This is a genomic window from Streptomyces sp. DH12 (assembly GCF_020873895.1).
Taxonomy (GTDB): Bacteria; Actinomycetota; Actinomycetes; order Streptomycetales; family Streptomycetaceae; genus Streptomyces.
The window spans coordinates 175,400-200,950 of record NZ_JAHWGT010000004.1 but is presented as its reverse complement, the minus strand read 5'-3'; the positions used below and the strand labels follow the sequence as shown (position 1 = coordinate 200,950).

The 25,551-nt window shown below is 74.9% G+C and carries 21 protein-coding genes; 7 read left to right on the top strand and 14 right to left on the bottom strand.

The genetic code is table 11. The features are described from left to right. The first annotated feature begins 4 nt into the window (after positions 1 to 4). Complete coding sequence (locus tag LPA54_RS05315; RefSeq protein ID WP_228974394.1) at positions 5 to 838, top strand: 1,4-dihydroxy-6-naphthoate synthase; 834 nt, start codon at positions 5 to 7, stop codon at positions 836 to 838. 83 nt (positions 839 to 921) lie between these two features. Further along, the gene (locus LPA54_RS05310) at positions 922 to 1,620 is read left to right on the top strand and encodes an HAD family hydrolase (protein ID WP_228974255.1); all 699 of its coding nucleotides are present in this window, start codon (positions 922 to 924) and stop codon (positions 1,618 to 1,620) included. On the opposite strand, the gene LPA54_RS05305 is transcribed toward LPA54_RS05310, so the two are convergent. Beyond that, positions 1,590 to 1,847, bottom strand: a complete 258-nt coding sequence (locus tag LPA54_RS05305; RefSeq protein ID WP_228974254.1) for a hypothetical protein — start codon at positions 1,845 to 1,847, stop codon at positions 1,590 to 1,592. The genes LPA54_RS05310 and LPA54_RS05305 overlap by 31 nt on opposite strands. Positions 1,848 to 2,011: 164 nt before the next feature. Here LPA54_RS05305 and LPA54_RS42595 point away from each other — a divergent pair, with 164 nt between their 5' ends. After that, positions 2,012 to 2,395 carry a cold-shock protein gene (locus LPA54_RS42595; protein ID WP_058943222.1) on the top strand — a complete coding sequence of 128 codons (384 nt, stop codon included), beginning with the start codon at positions 2,012 to 2,014 and terminating at the stop codon, positions 2,393 to 2,395. 127 nt (positions 2,396 to 2,522) lie between these two features. Here LPA54_RS42595 and LPA54_RS05295 read toward each other — a convergent pair whose 3' ends face one another. From LPA54_RS05295 to LPA54_RS05260, 8 genes are all read right to left on the bottom strand, one after another. Next, positions 2,523 to 2,684 (bottom strand): hypothetical protein, encoded by a 162-nt coding sequence (locus tag LPA54_RS05295; RefSeq protein ID WP_228974252.1) that lies wholly within the window; start codon positions 2,682 to 2,684, stop codon positions 2,523 to 2,525. A gap of 86 nt (positions 2,685 to 2,770) precedes the next feature. After that, entirely contained in the window at positions 2,771 to 3,184 is a 414-nt protein-coding gene (locus LPA54_RS05290) for a hypothetical protein (protein ID WP_228974251.1), read from the bottom strand. A gap of 35 nt (positions 3,185 to 3,219) precedes the next feature. Then, positions 3,220 to 3,621 carry a hypothetical protein gene (locus LPA54_RS05285; RefSeq protein WP_228974249.1) on the bottom strand — a complete coding sequence of 134 codons (402 nt, stop codon included), beginning with the start codon at positions 3,619 to 3,621 and terminating at the stop codon, positions 3,220 to 3,222. A gap of 78 nt (positions 3,622 to 3,699) precedes the next feature. Next, positions 3,700 to 4,053 (bottom strand): DUF6415 family natural product biosynthesis protein, encoded by a 354-nt coding sequence (locus tag LPA54_RS05280; protein WP_228974248.1) that lies wholly within the window; start codon positions 4,051 to 4,053, stop codon positions 3,700 to 3,702. Further along, positions 4,050 to 4,304, bottom strand: a complete 255-nt coding sequence (locus LPA54_RS05275; protein ID WP_228974246.1) for a hypothetical protein — start codon at positions 4,302 to 4,304, stop codon at positions 4,050 to 4,052. Before LPA54_RS05275 ends, LPA54_RS05280 begins: the two co-directional genes overlap by 4 nt. Beyond that, entirely contained in the window at positions 4,294 to 4,470 is a 177-nt protein-coding gene (locus LPA54_RS05270) for a hypothetical protein (RefSeq protein ID WP_228974244.1), read from the bottom strand. The genes LPA54_RS05275 and LPA54_RS05270 overlap by 11 nt, the downstream gene beginning before the upstream one ends. Before the next feature lie 465 nt (positions 4,471 to 4,935). Further along, positions 4,936 to 6,120 (bottom strand): helix-turn-helix domain-containing protein, encoded by a 1,185-nt coding sequence (locus LPA54_RS05265; RefSeq protein WP_228974243.1) that lies wholly within the window; start codon positions 6,118 to 6,120, stop codon positions 4,936 to 4,938. 327 nt (positions 6,121 to 6,447) lie between these two features. Next, positions 6,448 to 7,500: a hypothetical protein gene (locus tag LPA54_RS05260; RefSeq protein WP_228974241.1), complete on the bottom strand. Its 1,053-nt coding sequence runs from the start codon at positions 7,498 to 7,500 to the stop codon at positions 6,448 to 6,450. Between the two features lie 85 nt (positions 7,501 to 7,585). Here LPA54_RS05260 and LPA54_RS05255 point away from each other — a divergent pair, with 85 nt between their 5' ends. Continuing rightward, positions 7,586 to 10,072 carry a helicase C-terminal domain-containing protein gene (locus LPA54_RS05255; protein ID WP_228974240.1) on the top strand — a complete coding sequence of 829 codons (2,487 nt, stop codon included), beginning with the start codon at positions 7,586 to 7,588 and terminating at the stop codon, positions 10,070 to 10,072. A gap of 190 nt (positions 10,073 to 10,262) precedes the next feature. Continuing rightward, positions 10,263 to 11,906, top strand: a complete 1,644-nt coding sequence (locus tag LPA54_RS05250; protein ID WP_228974238.1) for a DNA repair helicase XPB — start codon at positions 10,263 to 10,265, stop codon at positions 11,904 to 11,906. A 127-nt stretch (positions 11,907 to 12,033) separates the two neighbouring features. Here the strand turns inward: LPA54_RS05250 and LPA54_RS05245 are convergent, their stop codons facing one another. The 4 genes from LPA54_RS05245 to LPA54_RS05230 form a co-directional block, all read right to left on the bottom strand. Beyond that, positions 12,034 to 12,234, bottom strand: a complete 201-nt coding sequence (locus LPA54_RS05245; protein ID WP_228974235.1) for a hypothetical protein — start codon at positions 12,232 to 12,234, stop codon at positions 12,034 to 12,036. Between the two features lie 146 nt (positions 12,235 to 12,380). After that, a complete protein-coding gene (locus LPA54_RS05240; RefSeq protein ID WP_228974233.1) occupies positions 12,381 to 13,424 on the bottom strand; it encodes a hypothetical protein in 1,044 nt (347 codons plus the stop codon). A gap of 29 nt (positions 13,425 to 13,453) precedes the next feature. Further along, entirely contained in the window at positions 13,454 to 15,331 is a 1,878-nt protein-coding gene (locus LPA54_RS05235; RefSeq protein ID WP_228974391.1) for a DNA/RNA non-specific endonuclease, read from the bottom strand. Positions 15,332 to 15,553: 222 nt separating this feature from the next. Beyond that, positions 15,554 to 18,922 (bottom strand): ALF repeat-containing protein, encoded by a 3,369-nt coding sequence (locus LPA54_RS05230; protein WP_228974231.1) that lies wholly within the window; start codon positions 18,920 to 18,922, stop codon positions 15,554 to 15,556. A 1,066-nt stretch (positions 18,923 to 19,988) separates the two neighbouring features. On the opposite strand from LPA54_RS05230, the gene LPA54_RS05225 reads away from it, so the two are divergent. Further along, positions 19,989 to 22,022, top strand: a complete 2,034-nt coding sequence (locus LPA54_RS05225) for a UvrD-helicase domain-containing protein (RefSeq protein ID WP_228974229.1) — start codon at positions 19,989 to 19,991, stop codon at positions 22,020 to 22,022. Positions 22,023 to 22,100: 78 nt separating this feature from the next. Here LPA54_RS05225 and LPA54_RS05220 read toward each other — a convergent pair whose 3' ends face one another. Beyond that, complete coding sequence (locus LPA54_RS05220; RefSeq protein ID WP_228974227.1) at positions 22,101 to 22,796, bottom strand: copper homeostasis protein CutC; 696 nt, start codon at positions 22,794 to 22,796, stop codon at positions 22,101 to 22,103. Positions 22,797 to 23,205: 409 nt separating this feature from the next. Between LPA54_RS05220 and LPA54_RS05215 the strand changes: the two genes are divergently transcribed. Next, the gene (locus LPA54_RS05215; protein ID WP_228974225.1) at positions 23,206 to 25,518 is read left to right on the top strand and encodes a cation-translocating P-type ATPase; all 2,313 of its coding nucleotides are present in this window, start codon (positions 23,206 to 23,208) and stop codon (positions 25,516 to 25,518) included. Positions 25,519 to 25,551 lie beyond the last annotated feature (33 nt).

Here is a 25,551-nt window from a genome sequence, read left to right as displayed (position 1 = left end):
GGTGATGCGCGTCGCATACTCCCCCTGCCCGAACGACACGTTCGTCTTCCACGCGTGGGCGCACGGGCTGGTGCCCGGGGCGCCCGAGCTGGACGTCACCTTCGCCGACATCGACGTCACGAACGGCATGGCCGAGCGCGGCGAGCTGGACGTGCTGAAGGTGTCGTACGCGGTCCTGCCGTGGGTCCTGGACGAGTACGCGCTGCTGCCGTGCGGCGGTGCGCTGGGGCGCGGCTGCGGGCCGCTGGTGCTCACCCGCGAGCCGGGGCTCGACCTGTCGGGCCGCACGGTGGCGGTGCCGAGCGAGCGTTCCACGGCGTACCTGCTGTTCCGGCTGTGGGCGGCGCGGACCGTGCCGGGCGGGATCGGCCGGGTCGTCGTCCTGCCCTTCCACGAGATCATGCCCGCCGTGCGGGACGGGAAGGTCGACGCGGGGCTCGTCATCCACGAGGCGCGCTTCACCTACGGGCAGTACGGGCTGCACCGCCTCGCCGACATGGGCGAGCACTGGGAGGAGACGACCGGCCACCCCATCCCGCTGGGCGCCATCATCGCGAAGCGGTCGCTGGGCGCGCCGGGGCTGCGGCGGCTCGCGGAGTCGGCGCGGGCGTCCGTGCGGAGCGCGTGGGCGGACCCCGGGGCGTCGGCGGAGTACGTGCGGGCCCACGCCCAGGAGATGGACCCGGCGGTCGCCGAGCAGCACATCGGGCTGTACGTGAACCCGTTCACGGAGGACCTGGGGACGGCGGGGTACGCGGCCGTGGAGGCGCTGCTGACGCGCGCCGCGGACGAGGGCCTGGTGCCGCCGGTCCGGCCGGGCGCGCTCGCCTTCCCGTAGCCCCGGGCGCCGCCCGCCCCGCCCCGCCGGGCCGTCGGAAACCCGGCGGCGCCCCGCGGACCGGCCCGGGCACAATGGCCCCCATGGCCCTCACCGCGTCCCCGTCCCCCGCAGCCGACCCGGCGGCGGAGTCCGCCGCGCCGTTCCCCGGGGCGAGCGCCCCGCTCACCGTCGGCTTCGACCTCGACATGACGCTGATCGACTCGCGCCCCGGGATCCGCGACACCTACCGCGAGCTCTCGGCCCGCACCGGCGTGTGGATCGACGCGGAGCTGGCGGTGAGCCGCCTCGGGCCGCCCCTGGAACACGAGCTCGCGCACTGGTTCCCGCAGGAGCGCGTCGAGGAGATGGCCGCCGCGTACCGTGAGATCTATCCCACACACGCGATCGAACCGTCCCTCGCCCTGCCCGGCGCGGGGGATGCGATTCAAGCCGTTCGCGCGGCGGGCGGGCGCAGCGTCGTGGTCACGGCGAAGAACGAACCGCACGCCAGGCTGCACGTCGCGCACCTCGGCCTGGAGCCCGACGCGGTCGTCGGGCGGCTGTGGGCCGAGGCCAAGGCGGAGGCGCTGCGCGCGCACCGCGCGGCCGTGTACGTCGGCGACCACCTCGGCGACATCCGCGGCGCCCGCGCGGCGGGTGCCCTCGCCGTCTCGGTGGCCACCGGCCCGTACGACCAGGAGGCCCTGCGCGCGGCGGGTGCCGACGTGGTCCTGCCTGATCTGACGGCGTTCCCGGCCTGGTGGGCGGGTTACGCGGAGCGCGTGGCGGCCCTGGCCTGACGCCGCTGCGCGGCGATCGTGCGGAGCACGCCGGCCGCGGCGACGAGGAAGCCGACGCCCATCAGCATCGACACGAGGTACGAGACCGTCGGGAACGGCTCGGTCCCCAGGAAGAGTGGTGCCACGGTGACGAGTGTGGCGACCGCTCCGATGAGGAAGAGGATCGCGCCGACGCGGATGAGCCCGTCGCCCGGCAGGGCGTCGCTCGCGGTGGTTTCGCTACGCATTCGGCCAGGGTAGTTCCCAGGCCGGGGGAACGGTCCGGCGGCGTCTTGTCAGCGGGGCCTGGACCATTAGCCTTGTTGCCCAGCGGGTCCGGGCGACCCGCTGCACTGCTATCCAGAGCCGTTTTCCACGGCGGCCCCATCGAGTACGAGGACGAGGACAGGACGTGCCTACCGGCAAGGTCAAGTGGTTCAACAGCGAGAAGGGCTTCGGCTTCCTCTCCCGCGACGACGGCGGTGACGTCTTCGTGCACTCGTCGGTGCTGCCTGCCGGGATCGACAGCCTGAAGCCGGGGCAGCGCGTGGAGTTCGGCGTGGTCGCCGGGCAGCGGGGCGACCAGGCCCTGTCGGTGACGGTCCTCGAACCGGCCCCGTCCGTCGCGGCCGCGCAGCGGCGCAAGCCGGACGAACTGGCGTCGATCGTCCAGGACCTGACGACCCTGCTGGAGAACATCACGCCGATGCTGGAGCGGGGGCGGTACCCCGACAAGGTGCACGGCAAGAAGATCGCGGGCCTGCTGCGCGCGGTCGCCGACCAACTGGACGTCTGACCCGCCACGGGCCACCCGCCACCAGCCACCCGCCCCGCGGCCTCGCCGCACGCCCGGCTCCGCCCCTCCTCCGCCGCACGGTAGAGCCCGGGGCCGCCGCCCGGTGGCGCGGCGCCGGGGCAGGGGGTCAGACGGCGGGCCGGCCGGTACCCGGGCAGGTGCCGCCGTCGGGTCCCTGGTGGATGGTGGTGGGCTGCCCGGGCGGGGCGCCGACGATCGCCCCGCAGCTCGGGCAGTCGCCCGCGCAGCGGGCCGGGTCGAAGCGGTGGGCGGGGTCACACGCGCACATATCAGTCCTCCATCGGTGGTGGCGCCGACAGGTGGTGCGGCGGTGCGGTGGTGCGCTCCCCGGGGCGGCCTCGGCCGCAGGAAGGGTCACAGGACGCGGGCGAAGATCCGCGCGCCGTTGTGGAAGGTCACGGTGAGGCCCCGCTGCGCCCCGGCGTCGGGGCGGGTCGACCAGCGTTCGAGGGCGGCGATCTCCGGGCACTCGGCGTGCGCGAGGGCGGCGGCCAGCCAGGCCTCGGGCTCGTCGCCGGCCTGCGGCGCGGGGCCGGCGGGCGCCGGGGGGCCGGTGACCGGCTCGTCCGTGAAGGTGTCGTGCTTGGCGCTCTCCGGCAACTGCCCCAGGAACTGCCACCGGGTCTCGCGGCCGCCACCGGCGGGCGTGATGGCGACGCCGAAGGGGTGCTTGGTGTCGCCGGCGTCGGCGAGGGTCTGCACGCGGTCGGTCGCCGGCGTGTTCTTGACGACGTCGATGACGAAGTCGGTGAAGCGGGCGGGGCGCATTTGTGATCATTTCCTCTCGTCGCGGCCCGGCCAGTCTAGGTGCGGGCGGGACGCTCCCGGATGGCCGCGTAGGGCCGGTACACCCGGTGCCCGCCGACGGGCACGACCCACGGCCGGGCCCGTCCGGCGAGGTGCAGCACGTGGCGGCCGGGGCCGGGCACGCGCATGTCGCGGACGCGGTGGGCGGGCCCGTCCTCGATGGGGCGGACCCGGTCGCCGCGTCGGATGCCGTCCGGGGCGACCACCACGGGGGTGGTGCCGGGCGGGCGGTCGGTGCTCCGCGCGGCGGGTGGGACGACCGGCTCGCAGCGGACGGTCAGGGCCCGCCACCTGTGGCCGCTCCGGTCACCGAGATGGAGGACGCCGGCGCCGCGGGCGAAGACGGTGCCGGTGGCCCCGCTGGTGGTGTCGTGGACCTCGTCGCCGAGGTTGCTCATGGCGGTCTCCGGCCGGTGGGAGCCACCCCCGCCGAGGCCGGGCCCACGAGCGAGAGCCACGGCACGGCGGAGGCGGGGTCAGGGGGTGGTGGTCGGACCGGTCAGGTGATCGAGGAGACACAGCACCGACCGGGCGAGGCGCTGGGCGTGGGCGATCCGCGCGGGCAGTCCGCCGCCCGGCTGATGGCCGAGTCGGGCTCGTGCCTCGAAGACGCCCGCGTCCGCCAGGACCCGCGGCGGGGCGTCGACCGTGAGCCGGTGCGAGGCATCCTCGACGGCGGGGATCAGGAGCATGAGCATGCCCCGACAGGTGAGGGCGAGGGTCTCGGCGGCGTCCTCCGTGGGCACCTCGGCGTGGGGGTCGAGGAGCCGCCGCGCGACGTCCCGCATCGTCTCGGTGTCGAGCGGCCGCCGGGCCGCGGGCGCGGTCACGGTGTGGTCCCCGCGCTGTGGCAGGAGCGGCACGAGCGGGGCCACCACTCGGTGAGGCCGGGGACGCCGACGGTCTTGTACACCTGGGTGCCCAGACTGACGGCGGTCTTCGGGCTGAGGGTGACGCCGCAGTGGACACAGTCGCCGCCGTTGCGCTGTCGGTGGCTGAGACGACCGGCGTCCGGTACGTCGGGTAGGGAGGTGGCGGGGAGGTACCGGGGGTCGAAGGTGAAGTCCATCTCAGCGCTCACCTGCCTCGGGCATGCAACGGGGGCAGCCGCAGGCGGGCCAGTGGCACGTGGGCCGGAAAGGCTGCTTGAGGATGTCGACCGTCTTGTGGGTGCGGGGCTCGCCAACGGGGGTGATGGCGCCGTCGGCAAGACTGACGCGGTAGACGCGCAGGGTGATCTCGGTCATCGGGCGCCTCCCTGCATCCGTGCGGCGGCCCGCTCGGCGGGTGGGAGCACGTAGGGGCGCACGGGCGTGCCGTTCTGGAGGAGGACCTGTGGCCAGGCGGCGGCGCGCGGTAGGTGTGCGGGCGGCCGCTGGCGGCCGGTGGACGCGGTGGCGCTCCAGGCCGGCGGCGCGTGGCGGACGGTGTGGAGAGGGCGGCGCGGGGCGGTCACGGGGCCGCGGGGGCGCGCGTGCCGGGCGCGGCGGCCGCGTCCGGGAAGGGCGGCGCCGGCTCGTCGTAAGACGTGGTACACGCGGCGTGATAGGGATGCCATGTCGACTCCTCGCAGTCGGCCATGCCCCGGGCCGGGTCACAGCGGCGCCGGGGTCCGTCGTCACCGGCTGGTGACGTGCCTCACATGCTGGCCGCGCGACAAGGCCCCGGCTATCACAAGTCCGTGATAGTCGGGACCAGAGGGTGACGCTCCGTCAGGCACCCAGCCAGGTGCCGTACGAGAGGAAGGAGTCGGGGAGCGCGCGCTTCGCGGCCTCCAGGCCCTGGTAGGTCTCACGGACTGTCGGGTGGTACTTCGCCTGCTGGGGAGCGGTCTTGCGCGCCTTCAGCAGGCTGGCGAAAGCTCCGGCCAGGTCGCCGTCCCACATCTGGGCGCGTGCCAGCTCGGCGTAGTGGTGGCTGCACCGGGAGGCGGGCCAGTCCTGGGGGATCGTGAGGCCCCTTCCTGCTTGCGCCGCCTCGTCGTACTGGTCCAGCTCCGCCAGCACTGACACCCGGTGCACTGCCACATTTGTCGGCCCGAACGCCAGCCAGTGCACTTTCACCGCCTCGCCGGTCCGGTCAGCGAAGCGGGCCGCCTCCGTGAGGTGCTCGTCAGCGGCGTGCGTGTGCTTGGCGCGGCCCGCCAGGACGGCGGCACCGAGGTGCAACTGGCCGGTGACGGCGTCGCGCTCGCGGCCGGGGTCGGCTTGCTCCAAGACCTGGAGACCGGTCTGGACGAGCCGAGCGCCCGTGCGGTACTGCCCGCTGCGAAGGTAGGTCAGCGCACGCATGTAGCGGTACATGCCACCGACCACCGCATCGGAGGCGTGAGCCGCTGCCCAGTCCATCCGGCTCAAGGCGATGGCGGCCAGGTCGCCGTAGCCGAGCTTCGTCGCGACGTCGTAGGCGGTCCGGTACGTGCTGGCGAGTGTGCGCCAGCCATCTGTCGACTGCGTGAGGTGCGCGGCCGTGGTGACCTCCTGGATGAGGCCGGCCACGCTGGACGCGGCCTGCTTGAGCCTCCCCGCCCGCACGTGCACCAGCAGTTCCTCGGCATCGGCGTGCAGGAGCTGCCACGGGCGGGGGGTGATGTCAGGGTCCGGCCCGAGGTCGTAGACGTCCAGGGCCTCGCGGATCGGCAGGATGAGGACATCGAGGGCGTCGGCCCGGAGTTCATCGGCGTAGGGCTGGCCGGACACGGTGGCCGGTTCCACGCGCAGCGCCCGGGCCACACAGGCGATGACGTACGGGGTGGTGGCGATCCTGCCTTGTTCAGTCTTGGTCAGCGTGCTGTACGGGATGCCCGAGAGGTCCGAGAGCGCCTTCTGCGTGAGGCCGTACTGGAGGCGCAGGCGCTTGATGCGCGCGCCGGTGTGGTCGTGCGGCAGGGAGTGCATGCTGGTCTCCAGTTCTGACTCGTCACCAGAACGGTACCGCCCACCTGTAGGCCGTACACCGTAGAAAGCCGCGCTGCGTTGGCAGTTGGCGCCTCGGCGGATATACGCGGCAGCAGCACGGTTGCCCGTGCCGAGCGTGATCCGGAGTACCCGGGGCCGGACAGGTGGAGGGCCCGGGCATGAGGTGAGCAGCCGCCCGCCCACCGCCCCGAGGCCGCCGCCTGGGCCGGCTCCCGCCGCCGACCCCGGCCGTCCGGCCTCGCCGCCCGGAAGTGCCCCGGCACCGTGGAAGCGCCGCCCCGGGCCCGCCCGCCCCGTGCTGCCCCGTCACAGGCGGCGGGCGCGCCACAGGAGGTACGCGGCGGAGGCCAGGGCCGCCAGGCGGACCGTCCACGGCCACGTCTCCGACAGCGCCTCGCGCAGTGCCGGGCCGCCCGCCGCGAGCGGTTCGCCCCACCGCCCGTCGCGGCGGCCCCACAGCCACACGGCGGTGGCCGCGGCGACGAGGCCCGGCAGGCCGAGGGCCGCCCACTTCGCCTGGGCGCGGCTCAGCCGGCGCGAGGCGTACGCGAGGAGCCAGCCGCCCGCGAGGGCGAGCCACGAACCGGTGACCGTGCCCGCCACCAGCAGGACGGCCGCGATGAGCAGCACCGGGTTCCCCCACCGGCGCGGAGCGGCGACCACCGGCGCCGCCACGGCCGCCGCGGGCGCCGCGCCCCCGCGCCGGCGGCGCGGCAGCCGCGCGCGCCACCAGGGGACGGCCGGGACGAGCACCGCGCCGACCGCCGCCGTCCCGCCGGCCACCGGCGCCGCGCCCGGGAGCGCCTTCGCGGTCGTCGGCGGGGGCGTGCGGCCCAGCAGGCGGCGCAGCAGCCGTACGCCGGGGCCCCCGGGCGGGGGCGCGGGCGGCCCGGACCCGGCGCCGTCCTTCGCGGCCGCCTCGCCGTCCCCGCCGTCCTGCTCCTCCGGCGGTACGAGCAGCTCCGGCACCTCGACGCCGCCGGTGAACCCGGGCACCACGCTCCACCAGTCGGGCTCCGGCCCCGGCCCGGCGCCGCCGGACTCCGCCCCGGTGCCGCCGCCGGACTCCGCTTCGGCCGGCACCCGGTCGCGCGGCGCCGCCGCGGTCCGCTGGCCCGGTACGGCGAGGCCGCCGGTGGCCACGGCCGTGACGACGGCGTCGGGCGAGCCGAGCCGGTCGAGGATGCGCCGCACCCCGGCCGGGCCGTCCGTGCCGCCGCCCTCGCGCTGCCGGGTGATCTCGTCGCGCAGCGACGCGACGAGGCTCATCCGCTCCTTCGCCGGCAACTGCCGCTGCTGCGCCAGGTCGCCGACCCGGCTCAGGTAGTCGAAGACCAGCTGGTCGCTCTCGATCCCCACCGTGCCCCTCCATGCCGCTGCCCGCCGCCCGGCCGACGTCCCGACGTTAGCGCCTGGGGCGGGGCCAGGGGCTAACGTGGTGCGGATGGCGACCGGCGAGACCGAGCGGGAGGCGCACGTGCCCGAGGAGCAAGACGGTACGGCGGCGCCCCGCACACTGGCGGAGGCGCTGCGGGCGCGGGGCGACGAGGGGATCGCGGCGCTGCTGCGGGCCCGCCCCGACCTGCTGGCGCCCGTCCCCGGCGACCTGACGCAGCTCGCCACGCGGGCCGGTACGCGCGCCTCCGTGGTGCGGGCCCTGGAGCGGCTCGACCGGTTCGCGTTGCAGACCGCGGAGGCGCTGGCCGTGGCGCCCGACCCGGCGCCGTACCCGGTGCTGCTCGGGCTCATGGCCGGGGACGCCGGTGACGAGGCCGTGGCGGCGGCGCTGCCCGGCGCCGTGGCCGTGCTGCGCGAACAGGCCCTGGTGTGGGGCGGCGACGACCGGCTGCGGCTGGTGCGCACCGCGCGGGAGCTGCTCGCGCCGTCGCCGCAGCACCCGTCGCCGACCGGACTGGGGCCGACCGTCGCGGAGGCGACCGCCGGCATGTCGCCCGGCCGCCTCCAGGAGATCCTCCGGGCCGTCGGGTTGCCGTCCACGCACGACCCGGTGTCGGCGGTGGCCGCCCTGGCGGGGCTGTTCACCGACCGGACGCGGATGGACGCCCTGCTGGACCAGGCGCCCGCCGACGCGCTCGGCGTGCTGGACCGGCTGGTGTGGGGACCGCCGTACGGCGAGGTGAGCGCGGCGCCCGCGCCGCCGGTCCGCTGGCTGCGCGACCGGGGGCTGCTGCTGCCCACGTCGGCCCGGACGGTGGCGCTGCCGCGCGAGGTGGCGCTGCACCTGCGGGCGGGCCGGGCGCACCGGGTGCCCGAGCCGGCGCCGCCCGCCGTGGAGCCGGCCCGCGAGTACCGTCCACAGGTTGTGGACAGCACGGCGGCCGGCCAGGCGTACACGGCGCTCGCCACCGCCGAGGAGCTGCTGAAGTCGTGGGACCAGGGCGGGCCGCCCGTCCTGCGCGCCGGCGGCCTGTCCGTCCGCGACCTCAAGCGCACCGCGGCCGCCCTCGACGCGCCCGAGCCGGTCGCCGCGTTCTGGCTGGAACTGCTGTACGGGGCGGGGCTGCTCGCCCCGGACGGCGAGGCCGACGAGCGGTACGCGCCGACCCCGGCGTACGACGCGTGGCTCGACCTGCCGCCCGCCCGGCGCTGGGCCCGCCTCGCCGGGACGTGGCTGGCCTCCACCCGCACCCCCGGGCTGGTCGGCGGGCAGGACGCCAAGGGCCGCACCCTCGCCGCGCTCGGCCCGGACCTGGACCGGGGCGCCGCCCCCGAGGTGCGGCGCCGGGTGCTGGACCTGCTCGCCGCGCTCCCGCCGGGCGGCGCGCCCGAACCGGACGTGCTCCTCGCGCGGCTGCGCTGGGAGCGGCCCCTGCGCGGGGGCGCGCCCGGCGCCGACCTGCGGGCCCGCCTCGCCGGCTGGGCCCTGTCCGAGGCGGAGACCCTCGGCGTCACGGGCCGCGGCGCCCTCTCCGGCCACGGCCGGGCCCTGCTGGACGGCCCGGACGACGAGGCCGCAGTGGCGCTGCTCGCGCCGCTGCTGCCCGAACCGGTCGACCACGTCCTGCTCCAGGCCGACCTGACCGCCGTCGCCCCCGGCCCGCTGAGCCGCCCCCTCGCGGACGCGCTGGCGGTCCTCGCGGACGTCGAGTCCAAGGGCGGGGCGACCGTCTACCGCTTCACGCCCGGCTCGGTGCGCCGGGCCCTGGACGCCGGGCGGACCGCCGCCGACCTGCACGCCTTCCTCGCCGAGCACTCCCGCACGCCCGTGCCGCAGCCGCTCGCCTACCTGATCGACGACGTGGCCCGCCGCCACGGCCACCTGCGCGTCGGGGCGGCCTCCTCGTACGTGCGCTGCGACGACGACGCCGTGCTCGGCGAGATCCTCGCCGACAAGCGGTCCGCGTCGCTGGGGCTGCGCCGGCTCGCCCCGACCGTCCTCGCCGCCCAGGCCGCGCCGGCGGTGCTGCTGGACGGGCTGCGGTCCATGGGCTTCGCCCCGGCCGCCGAGTCCGCCGCGGGCGACGTGCTGATCACCCGCGCCGACTCCTACCGCACCGGGCCCCGCACGGCGCCCGCCCCGGTGCCGGACGGACCGCCGCTGCCCGACGCCACCCTGCTGGGCGCCGCCGTCCGCGCCATCCGCGCCGGGGACCGCGCCGCGACCGTGACCCGCAAGGAACCGCACACCGCCACCGCGACCGGCACCGCCGCCCCGGCCACCGGCCGCGTCGACGGGGCCCTGCCGCGCACCTCCGCCGCCGAGACCCTCGCCACCGTCCAGGCCGCGGCCATGACCAACTCGGCCGTGTGGATCGGCTACGTCAACGCCGAGGGCGCCGCCAGCCAGCGCGTGATCGCCCCGGTCCGCGTCGAGGGCGGCTTCGTCACCGCGTACGACCACACCGCCGACGAGGTCCGCACGTACGCCCTCCACCGCATCACGGGCGTCGCCGAACTCGCCGACGAGTGACCCCGGCCACGCCCCCGGCCACGCCGCCGGTCGCCGGGGCGTCGGCGCGGCCCGGACCGCCGGGGCCGGGGGCCGGTGCGCGACCGGCCGGAACCGCCGGGGCCGGTCCGCGACCCGCACCCCCGGCACCGGGCATGCGGCACACTGGAGGTTTGGCCGCGTCCTCGGGGCCGTACGGAAAGGGTGAGGCGTGAACGGACCGTTGATCGTCCAGAGCGACAAGACACTCCTGCTCGAAGTGGACCACGAGCGGGCCGACGCCTGCCGGCGGGCCATCGCGCCCTTCGCCGAGCTGGAGCGGGCGCCGGAGCACATCCACACCTACCGCCTGACGCCGCTCGGCCTGTGGAACGCCCGCGCCGCCGGGCACGACGCCGAGCAGGTCGTGGACGCCCTGGTCGAGTACTCGCGCTACCCCGTGCCGCACGCGCTGCTCGTGGACGTCGCCGAGACGATGGCGCGGTACGGGCGGCTGAGCCTCGGCAAGCACCCCGTGCACGGCCTCGTGCTGACCACGACCGACCGGCCCGTGCTGGAGGAGGTGCTCCGGTCGAAGCGGATCAAGCCGCTCGTCGGGGAGCGCCTCGACCCGGACACGGTCGCCGTCCACCCCTCCGAGCGCGGCCAGATCAAGCAGACGCTGCTGAAGCTCGGCTGGCCGGCGGAGGACCTCGCCGGGTACGTCGACGGCGAGGCGCACCCCATCGAGCTGGACGAGGACGGCTGGGAGCTGCGCCCGTACCAGAAGCAGGCCGTCGAGGGGTTCTGGCACGGCGGGTCGGGCGTGGTGGTGCTGCCGTGCGGCGCCGGCAAGACCCTCGTGGGCGCCGGCGCGATGGCGCAGGCCAAGGCGACGACGCTGATCCTCGTCACGAACACCGTCTCCGCGCGGCAGTGGAAGCACGAGCTGGTCAAGCGGACCTCGCTCACCGAGGACGAGATCGGCGAGTACAGCGGGACCCGCAAGGAGATCCGGCCCGTCACCATCGCCACGTACCAGGTGCTGACGACCCGGCGGAAGGGCGTCTACCCGCACCTGGAGCTGTTCGACTCGCGGGACTGGGGCCTGATCGTCTACGACGAGGTGCACCTGCTGCCCGCGCCGGTGTTCAAGTTCACCGCCGACCTCCAGGCCCGGCGGCGGCTCGGGCTGACCGCGACGCTGGTCCGCGAGGACGGGCGCGAGTCGGACGTGTTCTCGCTGATCGGGCCGAAGCGGTTCGACGCGCCGTGGAAGGAGATCGAGGCGCAGGGGTACATCGCGCCCGCCGACTGCGTCGAGGTCCGCGTCGACCTGACCGAGTCCGAGCGGCTCGCGTACGCCACGGCGGAGAGCGAGGAGAAGTACCGGTTCTGCGCGACGACGGACACCAAGCGCCGGGTGACCGAGGCGATCGTGCGGAAGTTCGCCGGGCAGCAGATCCTCGTCATCGGCCAGTACATCGACCAGCTGGACGAGCTGGGCGAGCACCTGGGCGCGCCCGTCATCAAGGGCGAGACGTCGAACGCGCAGCGCGAGAAGCTGTTCGACGCGTTCCGCAACGGCGAGTTGAGCGTCCTCGTCGTGTCGAAGGTCGCGAACTTCTCGATCGACCTGCCGGAGGCGACCGTCGCCATCCAGGTGTCGGGGACGTTCGGCTCGCGCCAGGAGGAGGCGCAGCGGCTCGGACGGGTCCTGCGCCCCAAGGCGGACGGGCACCAGGCACACTTCTACTCGGTCGTCGCACGGGACACCATCGACCAGGACTTCGCCGCGCACCGGCAGCGGTTCCTGGCGGAGCAGGGGTACGCGTACCGGATCGTCGACGCGGGGGACCTCCTCAGCGGCGCCTGAGAGCTCCGGCGCGGGGCGGCGGGGCGGCGGGGGGCCTGCCGGGTGCGTGTCGCTGGGCCTCCCCCGGTGCCCGCCCGGGGCCGGGTCGGGCCTCGGGCGGGGGTCAGTGGCCGGGCCCGCGGGTGGGTCAGTGGCGGCGTACGACGCCCGCCGCCTCGGCGTCGTACGCGCCGAGGACGGCCACGCCGAAGGCCGCCGCGGTGAAGACCCGCACCGCGCGCAGGGCCCCGCCGATCCGGGAGCCGGGCAGGTCGGCGGCGCCGGACGGCTCGCCGGCGCGGGGGCGGGGGGCGGTACCGGACGCGGGGGTGAAGGTCGCTGCGCTCATGTCTCCATGGTGGGCCGCCGCGCCCCCGATTCCCTCGCCCCCGGGGCTGAACCGCCGAGCCGCCCGCGTACGACTCCAGGCATACGCCGTCCCCTACGGGTCGTACCGCCCGCCTCACTCCTCCGGCTGGCCCGGGAGGCGCGCTGCTATTGGACCAGTTCGATGTGCGGATGGTGCGGGGACACCGGGCAGGCGTGGAGCTGGAGAGTGTAGCCGCCGGCGATGTCGATCAAGGTGAAGTTGCCGTCCCGGGTGCCCAGGGGAGGCGCGGCCGGGGTCGTCCGGTCCTCCTCGGCGATCCAGGTCCCGCTGCCGCCGTCCCATTCCGAGGAGGCGATGGTGAGGAGCGGGACCTCCTCGGTGCCGCATTCGGGGCAGGAGCGGTCGACGGGGTCGCCGAGGCCCCAGCCGGTCCAGCCGCCGGTCTTCCAGCCGGGGGCGGTGGAGAGGTTGTTCAGATAGAGCTCGCCCGGGTCGTACGCGTAACTGCTGTACAGCGCGGGGTCGACCGACTCCCATCTGCTCATGTCTTCCAGCTGGGCGCGCAACTCCTCGGGCAGCTCCGAGGGATGGGGGAAGTCCGTGACCTGTTCCGGTGAGAACAGGCACGGCTCCGGGAGGTACCACTGGGACTGGATGACCGGCGGCTCGGGCGGTGCGTCGAGGACGTCGGCGACGGCGGCGAAGGAGCGCCAGAAGAGTGCGGTCGTGGGGTGGGCGCGTTCGGCGTGGTCGAAGGGGCACCACAGAACCTGGAGGAGATCCGCGTCGGGCGGACACGTGAAGGGAACGTCACGCGCGTAGAGCTGGGCGACGGGAAGTAGGGGGATCGGGCCGTCGAACCACGCGCGGCCCACCTTGATCCGCTCCCAGTTCTCCCGTTCCTCCGGGGTGACCTCGGGTGCCTCGGGGTCGAGACGCAGCCGCTCCTCCGCGGCGGCGAGATCGCGGCGGAGCAGCCGGACATCGTCCGGCGAGTGGACCGCCTGCGACGCGTGCCTGTCGTGCGGCTCGTCGCAGTACGGCCACGGCTCGCCGGCGGGCCACAGCAGCGGCCCGCCGACGGAGCTGTCGTGCACCGTCGGCGACCCGGGGCGCGGGTGCAGCCGGGTCGCCGTGCGCGCCAGCGGGGCCAGTTGAGGGAAGAGCGAGGTGATGTCGAACGGCCGCGGTGGGGTGGTGAGACTCATACAGGCTCCCGTTGGCGCGCACTGGTGAATCAGTTACCGAGGTTGAGCGTCCCGGTGTTCTGGTAGGTGTTGGTGACGTAGACGTTGGGGAACAGTTCCTCGGTTGTCCCGTTCGCCCGTTGTATCGTCGCGTGCATCGTGACACCCAGCGGGATGGTGCTGCTTGCGTCCTTGTAGACGGGTGTCACCTCGTAGAAGACCGCGTCGTTCGCCCCGAAGGCGGCGAGAGGGCCCTTGATCAGGTTCCGCGTCTGGTCCTCGAACGTCCGCATGCTGGGCGTGCCCGTGTTCATCCCGGAATGCCAGCAAGGGACGAGGTTGCGGCGAGTGCGTTCACTCGTGCCCTGGCCGCCGAGGATTCTTGCGATGAGGTGGCACCGGTCCTGCGAATAGGTGACACCGGCCGCGATCTTGAACGCCTCCGCATCCTCCATGCCGGTGACGGGGTTACTGGTTCCGGTCCCGCCGCGGGTATTCCGACCCAGGCACGCCTGCGCCCGGGTCGGCCGCAGTCCGGGTCCGCTTGTCGGGACGGTCTTGTTGACGAGCGGAACCGCCTCGGTGGTGTTCCAGAACCAGCCGTCACCGTTGGGCAGCGAACCGGTCGGCGCTTGGGCGGCCAGGCAGTCGGCCTGCCCTGTCGTGTCGGGCGTCGAGATCGGCAGCTCGAACCGGTCACCGTCGATCACCCGCTGGCCCCTGAAGCCGTCGCCGAGCTGCGTGTCCGCGAACTGCTTCTCGGTGGGCGTGACATGGGCCTGAACGCAGGGTGCGGCGGGGTCGTGCGCATGGGCGTTGTTCAGGATGTACGTGTCCCATTCGCCGTTGCCGAGATTGGGGATCACCTCGGCGCACTGCGCGCCGGGAGCACCGCCCTCCTTCGCCTCACCGAACGGGAAGTCACCGCAGGAGTCGGCGTCGACGAGATCCGTCTCGGCGGTGAAGCCACCGCACGTGCTGGCGGTACGGGCGGCCACGCCGCTTGTCGACCGGGTAAGGGGGCTGCCCTTCTTCCCCCAGGCGCCGTTGAGGTTCTTCTGGGCCCAGCCGTAGGCGGCCACGGCGCCGCCCGCGTCCGCGCTCGTCGCCTTCATCGGCACGACGGCCATGACGGAGGGGACGGCACAGCCCGCCACCGAAGTGCCGCCGACTGCGTCGTCGCACCTGATCTGACGCGCGTTCTTCCACGACGCGTTGGGGTCGGTCGCCGTCGCACCCGGAGACGTCACGTACATCGCGTAGGACGTGTGGAAGGAGGCGGAGGAACCCGTCGTCCGGGGCGAGGAGTAGGTGACGCTGCCGGTGAGGGTCTTGCCGAGCGAGATGGCGCCGACGTACCAGGGCATGGACTTGGTGACCGTGCACCCTGCGTCACAGGATGCCTTGAACTTGGCGTTCAGGGAGGTCACATCGCCGGACGCGGCCGTCATCCTGACGGTGACCTGCTCGCTCCAGGTTGTGGCGGTCGGGGACAGGTCGGCGCCGGTCGAGACCTCCAGGACGCCGCGTCCGATCTCCAGGCCCCTGCTGTCGCGGAGGATGTAAATGACGTTGATGCCGGTCACGCAGTACGAGAAGCGTTCGTAGCCGTAGTTGCCGGGGTTGGTGATGTCGCAGCTGCCGGCGGCGGCGGTAGCTGCGGCACCGGCCGCCCGGTACTGCGCCTTCGCGGGCGCCGGGGCCGGGGTGATCGTCACACAGGACTCGACGGCGCCGGCACGGCGCTCCTTCGAGCCTGCCGGCGTGGGCTCGCAGCGCTCTTCGGACTGCACCCGGAACGGGGTGGTCTCCGCGGGCGCGGTGACCGGCGGAGCCACCGGGGCGGCCCTGTCCACCCGCTGCGGCTTGCCCTGGGCCGCCTGCGGCGCCGGGCTCATACCGGTCGTGGTGAGCCCCAGCGTCACCATGGCCACCACGGCCAGCACGGTCGACCGGGCACGTCTCCGTCCGGGCCGTCCAGGTCGTATCGCCTGCATTATGGTCATACCTTTCTTTTGGGCGTGGCTGCCCCGATGACTTGGCGTGAGAGGCCGTCCGGGACACCGGCGCCGGGCTCGCCGGCGCCGGAACGTCCGTACCGGGGCAGAGACCGTGCGGGCCCGGCCGGCGGGCCGAGCGCCGCGAGCAGGTCAGAAGATGGACGACAGGACCTTGGTGGCCCCTGACACGACGTCCTCCCCGACGTCGGCGATCTTGCCGACGACGGGCTTGATGAGCTTGCCGCCGAGCGCCTTGTCCGCTGCGCCGATCCACCTGGACTGCCCGAAGGTGACCAGGCTCAGGCCGGTGTTGATGGCGGAGTCGATGAACTGGCCGCTGGAGAAGCCGTGCTCGATCCCGGTGAAGAGGGTGCCGAGGCCCGCGGCGCCCATCGACACCGCGGCGAAGAAGCCGGCGGCTCCGGCCGCCGGGGGGAACACGAAGGAGGCGAGGGCGCAGCCCGCGGCCAGGAACCCGGCGCCGACGCTGATCGCGTTGAACGCGTCGGCGTAGAAGCCGGCGTCGTTCCACCACTCGTCGGCGTCCGTGCTCGTCCCGTTGGGGTTGATCTGGTCGTTGGTGCCCTGGTCGGCCGGGTTGGTCTTGGCGTCCCGCTCACGGCGGGCCTTCTCGGCGGCCGCCTGGGCCGCGGCCTTGACCTCGGCCTCGCGCTTGGCGGCTGCGATCTGCCGGGCCTCGGTGGCCGCGGCCGCCGCCGTCGCCGCGTCCTTGCCCGCGGCGATCGCGGAAGCTCGGGCGCTGGCGGCCGACGCCTGGGCGTTGGAGGAGGACCTGAGGGCGGACCGGGCGGAGTCCATCGCCTTGTTCGCCGCGTAGTTCGCGGTGCGGGCGGCGCCACGGGCGGTCGACGCCGCCGTGCTCGCCCTGCTCGCGGACGCCTTGGCCTCGGCCGCGGACTTGTCGGCCGCGTCCGCGTTCCGCCGCGCCTCGTCGGCGTAGCTGTCGGCCTTGGCCGCGGCGTCGAGTGCCTTGGCCGCCCACGCCTTGGCCTCGGCGGCGGCGCTACGGGCGTCGGCGGCGGCCTTCGACGCCAGGGCGGCGTTCTCCTGGGCCTTTTCGGCGATCTTCGCCGCGGCTGCGATGGCGCCGCGGATCGCGGCGACATGGGTGGCGGTGTCGTGGTCGAGCTGGGCCGTCCGGAACTGCACCAGGGAGACGAAGTTGCGGCGCATCCAGGTGGGCCCCTCCATGGCCACCTCGGCGTACGCCTTGGTGTAGGCACCCCCGGTGTTCATCAGGGAGATGGTGTGGACCGCGTCGTCCTCCCGGATCGCCTCGGGGTACTCGTGGTCGAAGAACCTCTGCAGCGACTCGGTGGTGTTGATGTCGAGGGCCTTGTTCGCCGCGGCGGTGACGGCCTTCCCGGGGTTCGTGCCCAGGATGCGAACGATGGCGACCCGGTTGTCCTCGTCCGAGGCCCTCTTCATCCCGCCGGTGAGGAAGTCCCCGACCGCTGTGGACTCGGGGCTCTCCAGGGCGGCCTTGGCCGCCTCGGCGATCTTGGGGCCGGCGACCGTGGCCACGTGGAGCGTGGTCTCCCGGTCGTCCTGCTGCTGGGCCAGGAGCCGGTCGAGGTCGATCCAGGCGAACACGTCGTCGTCCGTGCCGGAGAGGGCGAACTGGGCCGCCTGGCGGGTCCAGGCGCCTCGGGAGTCGAGCAGGGCGACGGCCGCCTTGCGCCCCTCGACCGCCGCGACCGGCAAGTCGTTCGCCGCCAGCGCCTGCTCCGCCTTGGCGATCAGGTCCCTGGTCGCCTGATCGGTCTGCTGGGCCTGGGCGAGCTTGTTCCGGTAGGCGGCCAGCTCCTTCGCCTCGATCTCGGCGAGCAGCCTGACCTCGTCGATGGCCTGCAGTTTGTCCTGCTCGAGGGTTTCCGCCTCGGCCTTCCGCGCGTTCTGCTCCACCAGGAGGGCGTCCGAGACCGCCTTGGTGGCCGTGTTGGCGGCTTGGACGGCCGCCGCCGCGTGGGCGGTCGACCTGTTGGCGTAGTCGACGGCCTTGCCCGCGTACTTCACGGCCTCCTCGGCGGCGGCGGCGGCCCTGTCGGCGTGGTCCGCGGCGGAGTTGGCGGCGTCCCTGGCGGTGCGCGCGGCCGCGGCCGCGGTGTTGGCGAGGGCCTGGGCGGTGGACGCGGCGTTGGTGGCCCGGTTCGCGGCGGTGGACGCGATCGCGGCCTGGCGCTTGGCCTCCGCGGCCTCCGACTGCGCGGCGCCGGCGGCGGCGCCGGCCTGGGCGGCGGCGTTCGCGGCGGCGGCGGAGTTGCGTGCGGCGGAGGCGGCGGCGGAACCGGCGGCGGCAGCCTGGCTTCCGGCGATGGCCGCCTGGTCGGCGGCCTTGGCCGCGGTGCGCGCCTGGGCGGCGGCGTTGCGTGCGGCGACCGCCGCGTTCTTGGCTGCCTCGGCCTTGCCGGCGTCCTTTGAGGCGCCGATCGCGGCGTGGTAGGCGCGGGAGGCGGCGCTGCCGGCGTTCGCGGCGGCCTGGGCGGCGCCGGCTGCGGCGGAGGAGGCGCGGCGGGACGCCGTCACTGCGGCGTTCGAGGCGTTGATGGCGTTACGGGCGGCGTCCGCCGCGCCCTTGGCGGCGCTCGCCGCCTTGCGGGCCGCCGCCCCGGACTTCTGGACGTCGTCCTTGGCGGCGGCGGCCTCGGCGGCGGCCTTCTCCGCCGCCTCCTTCGCCTTCTGGGCAGCGGTCTGGGCGCGTGCGGAGGCCTCGACGGCCAGGTTCGTCTGGCTCTCGGCGCGCTTGCCCTCCCGCTGGACGACCGCGACGAGCTCCTCGATCTTCGCCGACTCCTGGTCCCGGGCCCGGGCGATGTGCTGCCCGGTCTCGATGAACCACTCCACGTCGGACGCGGTGCCGCTGAGGGCGCGGTCGGCGTACTTGCGCACCTCCGGTCCCGCCTGCGTCAGCATGAAGGACACCTGGACCCGGGCGTCCTCCAGGCGTGCGTCGTACTGCGTGTCGGTGAGGAACTCGGTCAGGGCGGCGTGGCTGCCGACGTCGAGGGCGGCGGTGGCCTCTCGCCGGACCGCCCTGTCGCCGGTGGCCGACACGATGGTCGTGGCCACCCGGAGGTCCTCGAGGATGGCGGGCTGGAAGCCTCCCCTCAGGAACTCGGAGATGGCGGCGTCACCGTTGTCGAGGGCGGCGACCGCCTCACGGCGCAGCCCCTTGCCCGCGCGGTCCAGGGAGCTGATGACGGCCACGCGGTTGTCCTGCACGGTCTGGTACGGGAGCGTCTCGGCAAGGAAGGACTGGATCTCGCTGTCGGAGCCGAGCAGGGCCCGCGAGGCTGCGGCCTTGACGCCTCTTCCACCCGATATCCAGGCTCTGACCGCCTTGGCCCGCTCCGTGTCCGGCAGCGGGAACGGCTGCGGCGTCGTGGCCCCCGTCGCGGCGGCGACCGGGGCGAGGAGCGCCGAGGGTGTGGCGGCCACGGCGGTGGTGGCGGCGAGCGCACCGAGCACGCGGCGTCGGCTCCAGAAGGTTGTCTGCATAAGGGAGTCGTCCTTGTGTGAGCTGTGGGCGGGAAGGTCGGCGCTCATCGGTGGGGCGAATTCAGGCGTGTCCGTTGGGATGGACCACAAAGAGGCGCGAAGTGGTGCGTGTATGGGGCTGCTTGCCCCGGGGACACTACCAACTCTTCATATAATTACGCCGGGTCGTGGAGTGTGGCGCCGGAATGTGCGGCTGGATAAAGGCGTTGAGCATGGCTTGGAATCCACTGGCGAGTTGCGACCGGTCGTGCTGACTCGGTTGACCACAGCGGATGGCGCGATCGGTGGTGTCCGTCCTGTATTCGCCTGGTAGACGCGTTGTCGCGGGCTCACCCCAGGGACGGCCCGGTGGTGGGGAAGCGAGGTGGGCGACGCTCACGGCGGTAGGGGCCACTCGTTTCGAGAGGGGAAATGAAGGCCGCCTCCCAGGGGAGCCTGGGATCTCCCGGTGGAGCGATGCGGATACCGCTTTCCCTCGCACTCCCGAATCGAGCCCGACGCCGGGCGTCCGCGCGCCGGCGACGAACAGGGGGATGCGATGAGGGAAAAAGCGGAATGTCCGTGCGACCGCACCGCGAATGGTTCACGCGGCGCGCATGGGCGCCTGCGCGGATCGACGTCCCGGCTCCGACCGCGGCGACACGGGTGCGGCGGCCGGGAGACGGCTCCAGGGTGAGCTGGTGGCCGGCTCCCGTGCCCCGATGCGACCAGCCGCCGAGAGGCGGGGCCGGCCCGTGGGCGGCCGGACAGCCGCCGCGGGACCAGCGCGCTCGGGGGCTGGGGCTGCGGGGTGCGAGGTGCGGGGCGGGGGGTGGGTACCGCCGACGGTGGCCCGTCGGGCCTTGAACCGTGCTCGGCGAGGCGGTGCCAGGGCGACCGCGCGGGTCACGGAGGAGGGAGCGGGTGCCGCGACGGGGGGCGGGGGCGGGGAAAAGCGTTCGCCCCGGCGGTGGGGGCTCAGTACACTCTCCCGCTTGCCCGCCTCCCCGTCAGGGAGCGCCGCCCTCCGGTCGGAAACCGGACGGCCCCGTCCCCACCCCTGATCGTCCCGCCCGGAGGCACCGCCATGTCCGCGACCGACCCGGACCCCCTCGCGCGCGAGCGCGCCCACCTCGCGGCGTCCCGTGCCGCCCTGCGCGCCATGCGGGAGGACGTGGAGGCGCTCGACATCCGGGACGTCACCGCGAACTGGGTCAACGCCGCCGTCCTCTCCCGCCAGATCGAGGAGCGGGTCAAGGCGCTCGCCGACCTGAGCCACACGCCGCTCTTCTTCGGGCGGCTCGACTACCTGCACACCACGCAGGAGGGGCAGCGCTTCTACATCGGCCGGCGGCACGTCCACGACGGCGACGGGGACCCGATGGTGATCGACTGGCGTGCCCCGGTGTCGCAGCCGTTCTACCGGGCGTCGCGCAAGGACCCGCAGGACGTCGGGCTGCGTCGCCGGTTCGGCTACACGGGCGGCGAGCTCACCGCGTACGAGGACGAGCACCTGACCGACCCGGACGAGGCGGACACCGCCAGCCGGCTGCTCCAGGCGGAGATCGAGCGGCCGCGCGTGGGGCCGATGCGGGACATCGTCGCGACCATCCAGCCCGAGCAGGACGAGATCGTCCGCAGCGGCCTGTCGGGGACGGTGTGCGTGCAGGGCGGGCCCGGCACCGGCAAGACCGCCGTGGGCCTGCACCGGGTGGCGTACCTGCTGTACGCGCACCGGGAGCGGCTGGCGCGGACGGGCACGCTCGTCATCGGCCCGAACCGCTCGTTCCTGCGGTACATCGAGCAGGTGCTGCCCGCCCTGGGCGAGCTGGAGGTGCGGCAGTCGACCGTCGACGACCTGGTCGGTGCGCACGTCGAGGTGCGGGGCGCGGACGAGGCGGCGTCGGCGGTGGTGAAGGGCGACGCCCGGATGGCCGAGGTACTGCGGCGGGCGGTCCGCTCGCACGTGACGCCGCCCGTCGAGCCGGTCGTCGTGGTGCGCGGTTCGCGGCGGTGGCGGGTGCCGGCGTACGAGGTGGAGGAGATCGTCCGCGAGCTGCTCGCCCGCGACATGCGCTACGGCGCCGCCCGTGAGGCGCTGCCGCGGCGCATCGCGCACGCGGTGCTGGTGCGGATGGAGGAGGCCGGGGAGGCGCCGGACGACCGGGTGCAGGACGCGGTGGCGCGCAACCCGGCGGTGAAGGCGGCGGTCAAGGCGATCTGGCCGCCGGTCGACCCGGCGAAGCTGGTGCTGCGGCTGCTGTCCGACGCGGACTTCCTCGGTGAGCACGCCCGGGGCGTCCTCACCGACGAGGAGCAGAAGGCCGTCCTGTGGACGCGGCCGCCGCGGAGCGTCCGGTCGGCGAAGTGGTCGCCCGCGGACGCCGTCCTCGTCGACGAGGCGGCCGACCTGGTGGAGCGCACCCACTCGCTGGGGCACGTGGTGCTCGACGAGGCGCAGGACCTGTCGCCGATGCAGTACCGGGCGGTGGGGCGGCGCTGCTCGACCGGGTCGGCGACGGTCCTGGGCGACCTGGCGCAGGGCACGACGCCGTGGGCGACGCGCAGCTGGGCGGAGGCGCTGGGCCACCTGGGCAAGCCGGACGCCGTGGTGGAGGAGCTGACGGCCGGCTTCCGCGTACCACGCGAGGTGATCGCGTACGCCTCGCGGCTGCTGCCGCACATCGCGCCCGGCCTGGCCGAGGTGCGGTCGGTGCGGGAGAACCCGGGGTCGCTGGAGGTGCGGGCCGTCGGCGACGCGGAGCGGGACGCGGCGGTCGTCGCGGCGTGCCGCGCGTACCTGGCGCGGGAGGGGTCCGTCGGGCTCATCGCCGCCGACGCGCGGGTCCCGGTGCTGGCGGCGGCGCTGGAGGGGGCGGGGCTCGGCTTCCTCGCGCCGGGCGAGGAGACCTCCGCGCAGACCCGCCTGACACTGGTGCCCGCGTCGCTGGCGAAGGGCCTGGAGTACGACTACGTCGTGCTGGACGAGCCGGCGGCGGTGGTGCACGGGGAGCCCGACGAGCGGACGGGGCTGCGGCGGCTGTACGTGGCGCTCACCCGCGCGGTCTCCGGCCTGACCCTCGTCCACGCCTCGCCGCTGCCGGACCACCTGGCCGCCTGAGCCGCCGCCCGGGCGGGCCGCCCGCCCGCCCGGGTGCGAGCCGGGGGCCGTGCCGGGCGGGGAGGCGGGTCCGCCGGGTCAGGCCGCCTCGTCCAGGGCGCGGCGCCAGGCGCCCACGGCGCCCGGGGCGACCGGGGAGGACCAGCCGGCCGGGCGGGCCGCGCCCCCGATGTGGAAGGCGTCGACGCCGGCCGCGCGGAGCGCGGGGACGTGGTCGAGGCGCAGGCCGCCGCCGACGAGGAGGACCGCTTCGTACCCGGGGAGGTCGCGCTGCGCGGCCTCGGCGGTCAGCACGGACAGGCCGGCGTCGACCCCGGAGGCGGAGCCGGCGGTCAGGAACGTGTCGAGGCCCGGCAGGTCGGCGAGGTGCTTGCGCAGGGCGCCGCGGTCGGCGCAGTGGTCGATGGCGCGGTGGAAGGTCCACCGGCAGCCGTCCAGCTCGGTGACGAGCCGCTCCAGGGCGTCGAGGTCGGGGTGGCCGTACGCGTCGAGGAAGCCGAGGACGAACTCGTCGGCGCCCTCCGAGCGCAGCTCGGCCGCGACGCGGACGAGCGCGTCGACGTCCCCGGCGGCGAAGCCGGTGCCGAGGCGGAGCATGACGCGCAGCGGGATGTCCACGGCGGCGCGGATCCGGGCGTACGTCTCGCGGGACGGGGAGAGCCCGTCGGCGGCCATGTCGGTGACCAGCTCCAGGCGGTCCGCCCCTCCGGCCTGGGCGGCGATGGCGTCCTCGGCGTCGAGGGCGATCACCTCCAGCACTGCACGGTTGCTCATCGGACCCCATTCCTCGCAGGTGGATGTCGATCCCGCACGGGTCTCGTACAGGTCTAGTCCAATGCTAATGCGTGGGGGCTCCACGGCGCCCGCCCCGTGGGCGATCCGTACTCCGCCGGGCGCCCGACGACCGCCCGCCGGGCGCCCGGGGCGGGCGCCCGGGGCGGGCGGACGGTGGGTACCGGGGGTGGGCGGCCGGTGGGCGCCGGGCGGACGGTCTGCGGACGGATGGCGGGTGTCGGGCGGACGGTCTGGGGGTCGGTGGCGGGTGGGCGCCGGGTGGCGGTCGCGGGGGTGACGCGGTTACCTGAGGGGGGTATACACTGACCGGGAAGGGATACCCCCCCAGGGTATGCGTACCGTCCCGGTCACGGGTACCCGGATCCGGAGGAGTGGAGATGAGCGCGAGATGAGCGGCCCCGCCACCACGCCCGGCACCGCCGAGGTCGAGCTCGCCATCGGCGGCATGACCTGCGCCTCCTGCGCGGCGCGCGTCGAGAAGAAGCTCAACCGCATGGACGGTGTCGAGGCCACCGTCAACTACGCCACCGAGAAGGCCAAGGTCACCTACCGGGGCGACGACGTGTCCGTGGCGGACCTCGTCGCCACGGTCGAGGCGACCGGCTACACCGCCCGCCCGCCCGCGCCCCCCGCGGCGGCGGGCGCGCGCGACGGCGGTGCGGCCGGCGACGGCACGGTCGCCGTCGGCGGCGGCAGCGCCGTCGGCGAGAGGGCCGACGACGATCTGCGGGACCTGCGGCAGCGGCTGCTGACCGCCGTCGCCCTCGCCGTCCCCGTCGTGGCCATGGCGATGGTCCCGCCGCTGCAGTTCGCGAACTGGCAGTGGCTCTCCCTCGCGCTCGCCGCGCCCGTGGTCGTCTACGCGGGCTGGCCGTTCCACCGCGCCGCCTGGACCAACCTGCGGCACGGCGCCGCGACGATGGACACGCTCATCTCGGTCGGTACGACCGCCGCGTTCCTCTGGTCGCTGTGGGCGCTGTTCTTCGGCACGGCCGGCATGACGGGCATGACGCACCCCTTCGAGCTGACCATCTCCCGCTCCGACGGCGCCGGCAACATCTACCTGGAGGCGGCGGCCGGGGTGACGGCGTTCATCCTCGCCGGCCGGTACTTCGAGGCCCGCTCCAAGCGGAAGGCGGGCGCGGCGCTGCGGGCGCTGATGGAGCTGGGCGCCAAGGAGGTCACCGTGGTGCGCGCCGGCCGCGAGGTGCGCGTACCGGCGGAGGAGCTGCGGGTCGGCGACCGGTTCGTCGTCCGCCCCGGGGAGAAGATCGCCACGGACGGCACCGTGGTGGAGGGCCGGTCCGCCGTGGACGCCTCGATGCTGACCGGCGAGTCCGTCCCCGTGGAGGTGGCGGTGGGCGACGCGGTCACCGGCGCGACGCTCAACGCGGGCGGCCGGCTCGTCGTCGAGGCCACCCGCGTCGGCGCCGACACGCAGCTGGCCCGCATGGCGAAGCTGGTGGAGGACGCGCAGAACGGCAAGGCCGCCGCCCAGCGGCTCGCCGACCGGATCTCCGCCGTGTTCGTCCCCGTCGTCATGGTCCTGGCCCTCGCCACCCTCGCCGGGTGGCTGCTGAGCGGCGCCGGGGCGACCGCGGCGTTCACCGCCGCCGTCGCCGTACTGATCATCGCCTGCCCGTGCGCCCTCGGGCTCGCCACGCCCACCGCCCTCATGGTCGGCACGGGCCGGGGCGCGCAGCTCGGCATCCTCATCAAGGGGCCCGAGGTGCTGGAGAACACGCGCCGGGCCGACACCGTCGTCCTCGACAAGACCGGCACCGTCACCACCGGCCGGATGACGCTCCTGGCCGTCCACACCGCCGGCACGGTCGGCGAGGCCGAGGCGCTGCGCCTGGCCGGGGCCCTGGAGGACGCCTCCGAGCATCCGGTCGCCCGGGCCGTCGCGGCCGGGGCGGTGGAGCGGACGGGTTCCCTGCCCGCCGTGGAGGACTTCGCCAACGTGCCGGGCCTCGGCGTGCAGGGCGTCGTCGAGGGCCACGCGGTGCTGGTGGGCCGGGAGAAGCTGCTGGGGGCGTGGTCCATCGACCTGCCGGACGAGCTGGCCCGCGCCCGGGACGCGGCGGAGGCGGCGGGCCGGACCGCCGTCGCCGTCGCCTGGGACGGCGAGGCGCGGGCGGTCCTGGAGGTCGCCGACGCGGTCAAGGACACCAGCGCCGAGGCGATCCGCAGGCTGCGCGCGCTGGGCCTCACGCCGATCCTGCTCACCGGCGACAACCGCACCGTCGCCGAGGCGGTGGCCGCCGAGGTCGGCATCGACCGGGAGCACGTCATCGCCGAGGTGCTGCCGCAGGACAAGGTCGACGTCGTACGGCGCCTCCAGGCCGAGGGCCGCAGCGTCGCCATGGTCGGCGACGGCGTGAACGACGCCGCGGCGCTCGCCCAGGCCGACCTGGGCCTGGCGATGGGCACCGGTACGGACGCGGCGATCGAGGCGGGCGACCTGACCCTCGTGCGGGGCGACCTGCGGGCCGCCGCCGACGCGATCCGGCTCTCCCGGCGCACCCTCGGGACGATCAAGGGGAACCTGTTCTGGGCGTTCGCGTACAACGTGGCGGCGCTGCCGCTGGCGGCGGCGGGCTTCCTCAGCCCGATGATCGCCGGGGCGGCGATGGCGTTCTCGTCCGTCTTCGTCGTCGGCAACAGCCTGCGCCTGCGCGGCTTCACGGCCGCGACGTAGCGCGGACGGGGGCGGGGCGGGGAGGGGCGCCCG

Excerpts from the sequence above, each read along its gene's own strand:
- LPA54_RS05315 (WP_228974394.1), top strand. The coding sequence starts at position 5 with ATGCGCGTCGCATACTCCCCCTGCCCGAACGACACGTTCGTCTTCCAC.
- LPA54_RS05310 (WP_228974255.1), top strand. The coding sequence starts at position 922 with ATGGCCCTCACCGCGTCCCCGTCCCCCGCAGCCGACCCGGCGGCGGAG.
- LPA54_RS05305 (WP_228974254.1), bottom strand. The coding sequence starts at position 1,847 with ATGCGTAGCGAAACCACCGCGAGCGACGCCCTGCCGGGCGACGGGCTC.
- LPA54_RS05295 (WP_228974252.1), bottom strand. The coding sequence starts at position 2,684 with ATGTGCGCGTGTGACCCCGCCCACCGCTTCGACCCGGCCCGCTGCGCG.
- LPA54_RS05290 (WP_228974251.1), bottom strand. The coding sequence starts at position 3,184 with ATGCGCCCCGCCCGCTTCACCGACTTCGTCATCGACGTCGTCAAGAAC.
- LPA54_RS05285 (WP_228974249.1), bottom strand. The coding sequence starts at position 3,621 with ATGAGCAACCTCGGCGACGAGGTCCACGACACCACCAGCGGGGCCACC.
- LPA54_RS05270 (WP_228974244.1), bottom strand. The coding sequence starts at position 4,470 with ATGACCGAGATCACCCTGCGCGTCTACCGCGTCAGTCTTGCCGACGGC.
- LPA54_RS05265 (WP_228974243.1), bottom strand. The coding sequence starts at position 6,120 with ATGCACTCCCTGCCGCACGACCACACCGGCGCGCGCATCAAGCGCCTG.
- LPA54_RS05255 (WP_228974240.1), top strand. The coding sequence starts at position 7,586 with ATGGCGACCGGCGAGACCGAGCGGGAGGCGCACGTGCCCGAGGAGCAA.
- LPA54_RS05245 (WP_228974235.1), bottom strand. The coding sequence starts at position 12,234 with ATGAGCGCAGCGACCTTCACCCCCGCGTCCGGTACCGCCCCCCGCCCC.
- LPA54_RS05240 (WP_228974233.1), bottom strand. The coding sequence starts at position 13,424 with ATGAGTCTCACCACCCCACCGCGGCCGTTCGACATCACCTCGCTCTTC.
- LPA54_RS05235 (WP_228974391.1), bottom strand. The coding sequence starts at position 15,331 with ATGGTGACGCTGGGGCTCACCACGACCGGTATGAGCCCGGCGCCGCAG.
- LPA54_RS05230 (WP_228974231.1), bottom strand. The coding sequence starts at position 18,922 with ATGCAGACAACCTTCTGGAGCCGACGCCGCGTGCTCGGTGCGCTCGCC.
- LPA54_RS05225 (WP_228974229.1), top strand. The coding sequence starts at position 19,989 with ATGTCCGCGACCGACCCGGACCCCCTCGCGCGCGAGCGCGCCCACCTC.
- LPA54_RS05220 (WP_228974227.1), bottom strand. The coding sequence starts at position 22,796 with ATGAGCAACCGTGCAGTGCTGGAGGTGATCGCCCTCGACGCCGAGGAC.
- LPA54_RS05215 (WP_228974225.1), top strand. The coding sequence starts at position 23,206 with ATGAGCGGCCCCGCCACCACGCCCGGCACCGCCGAGGTCGAGCTCGCC.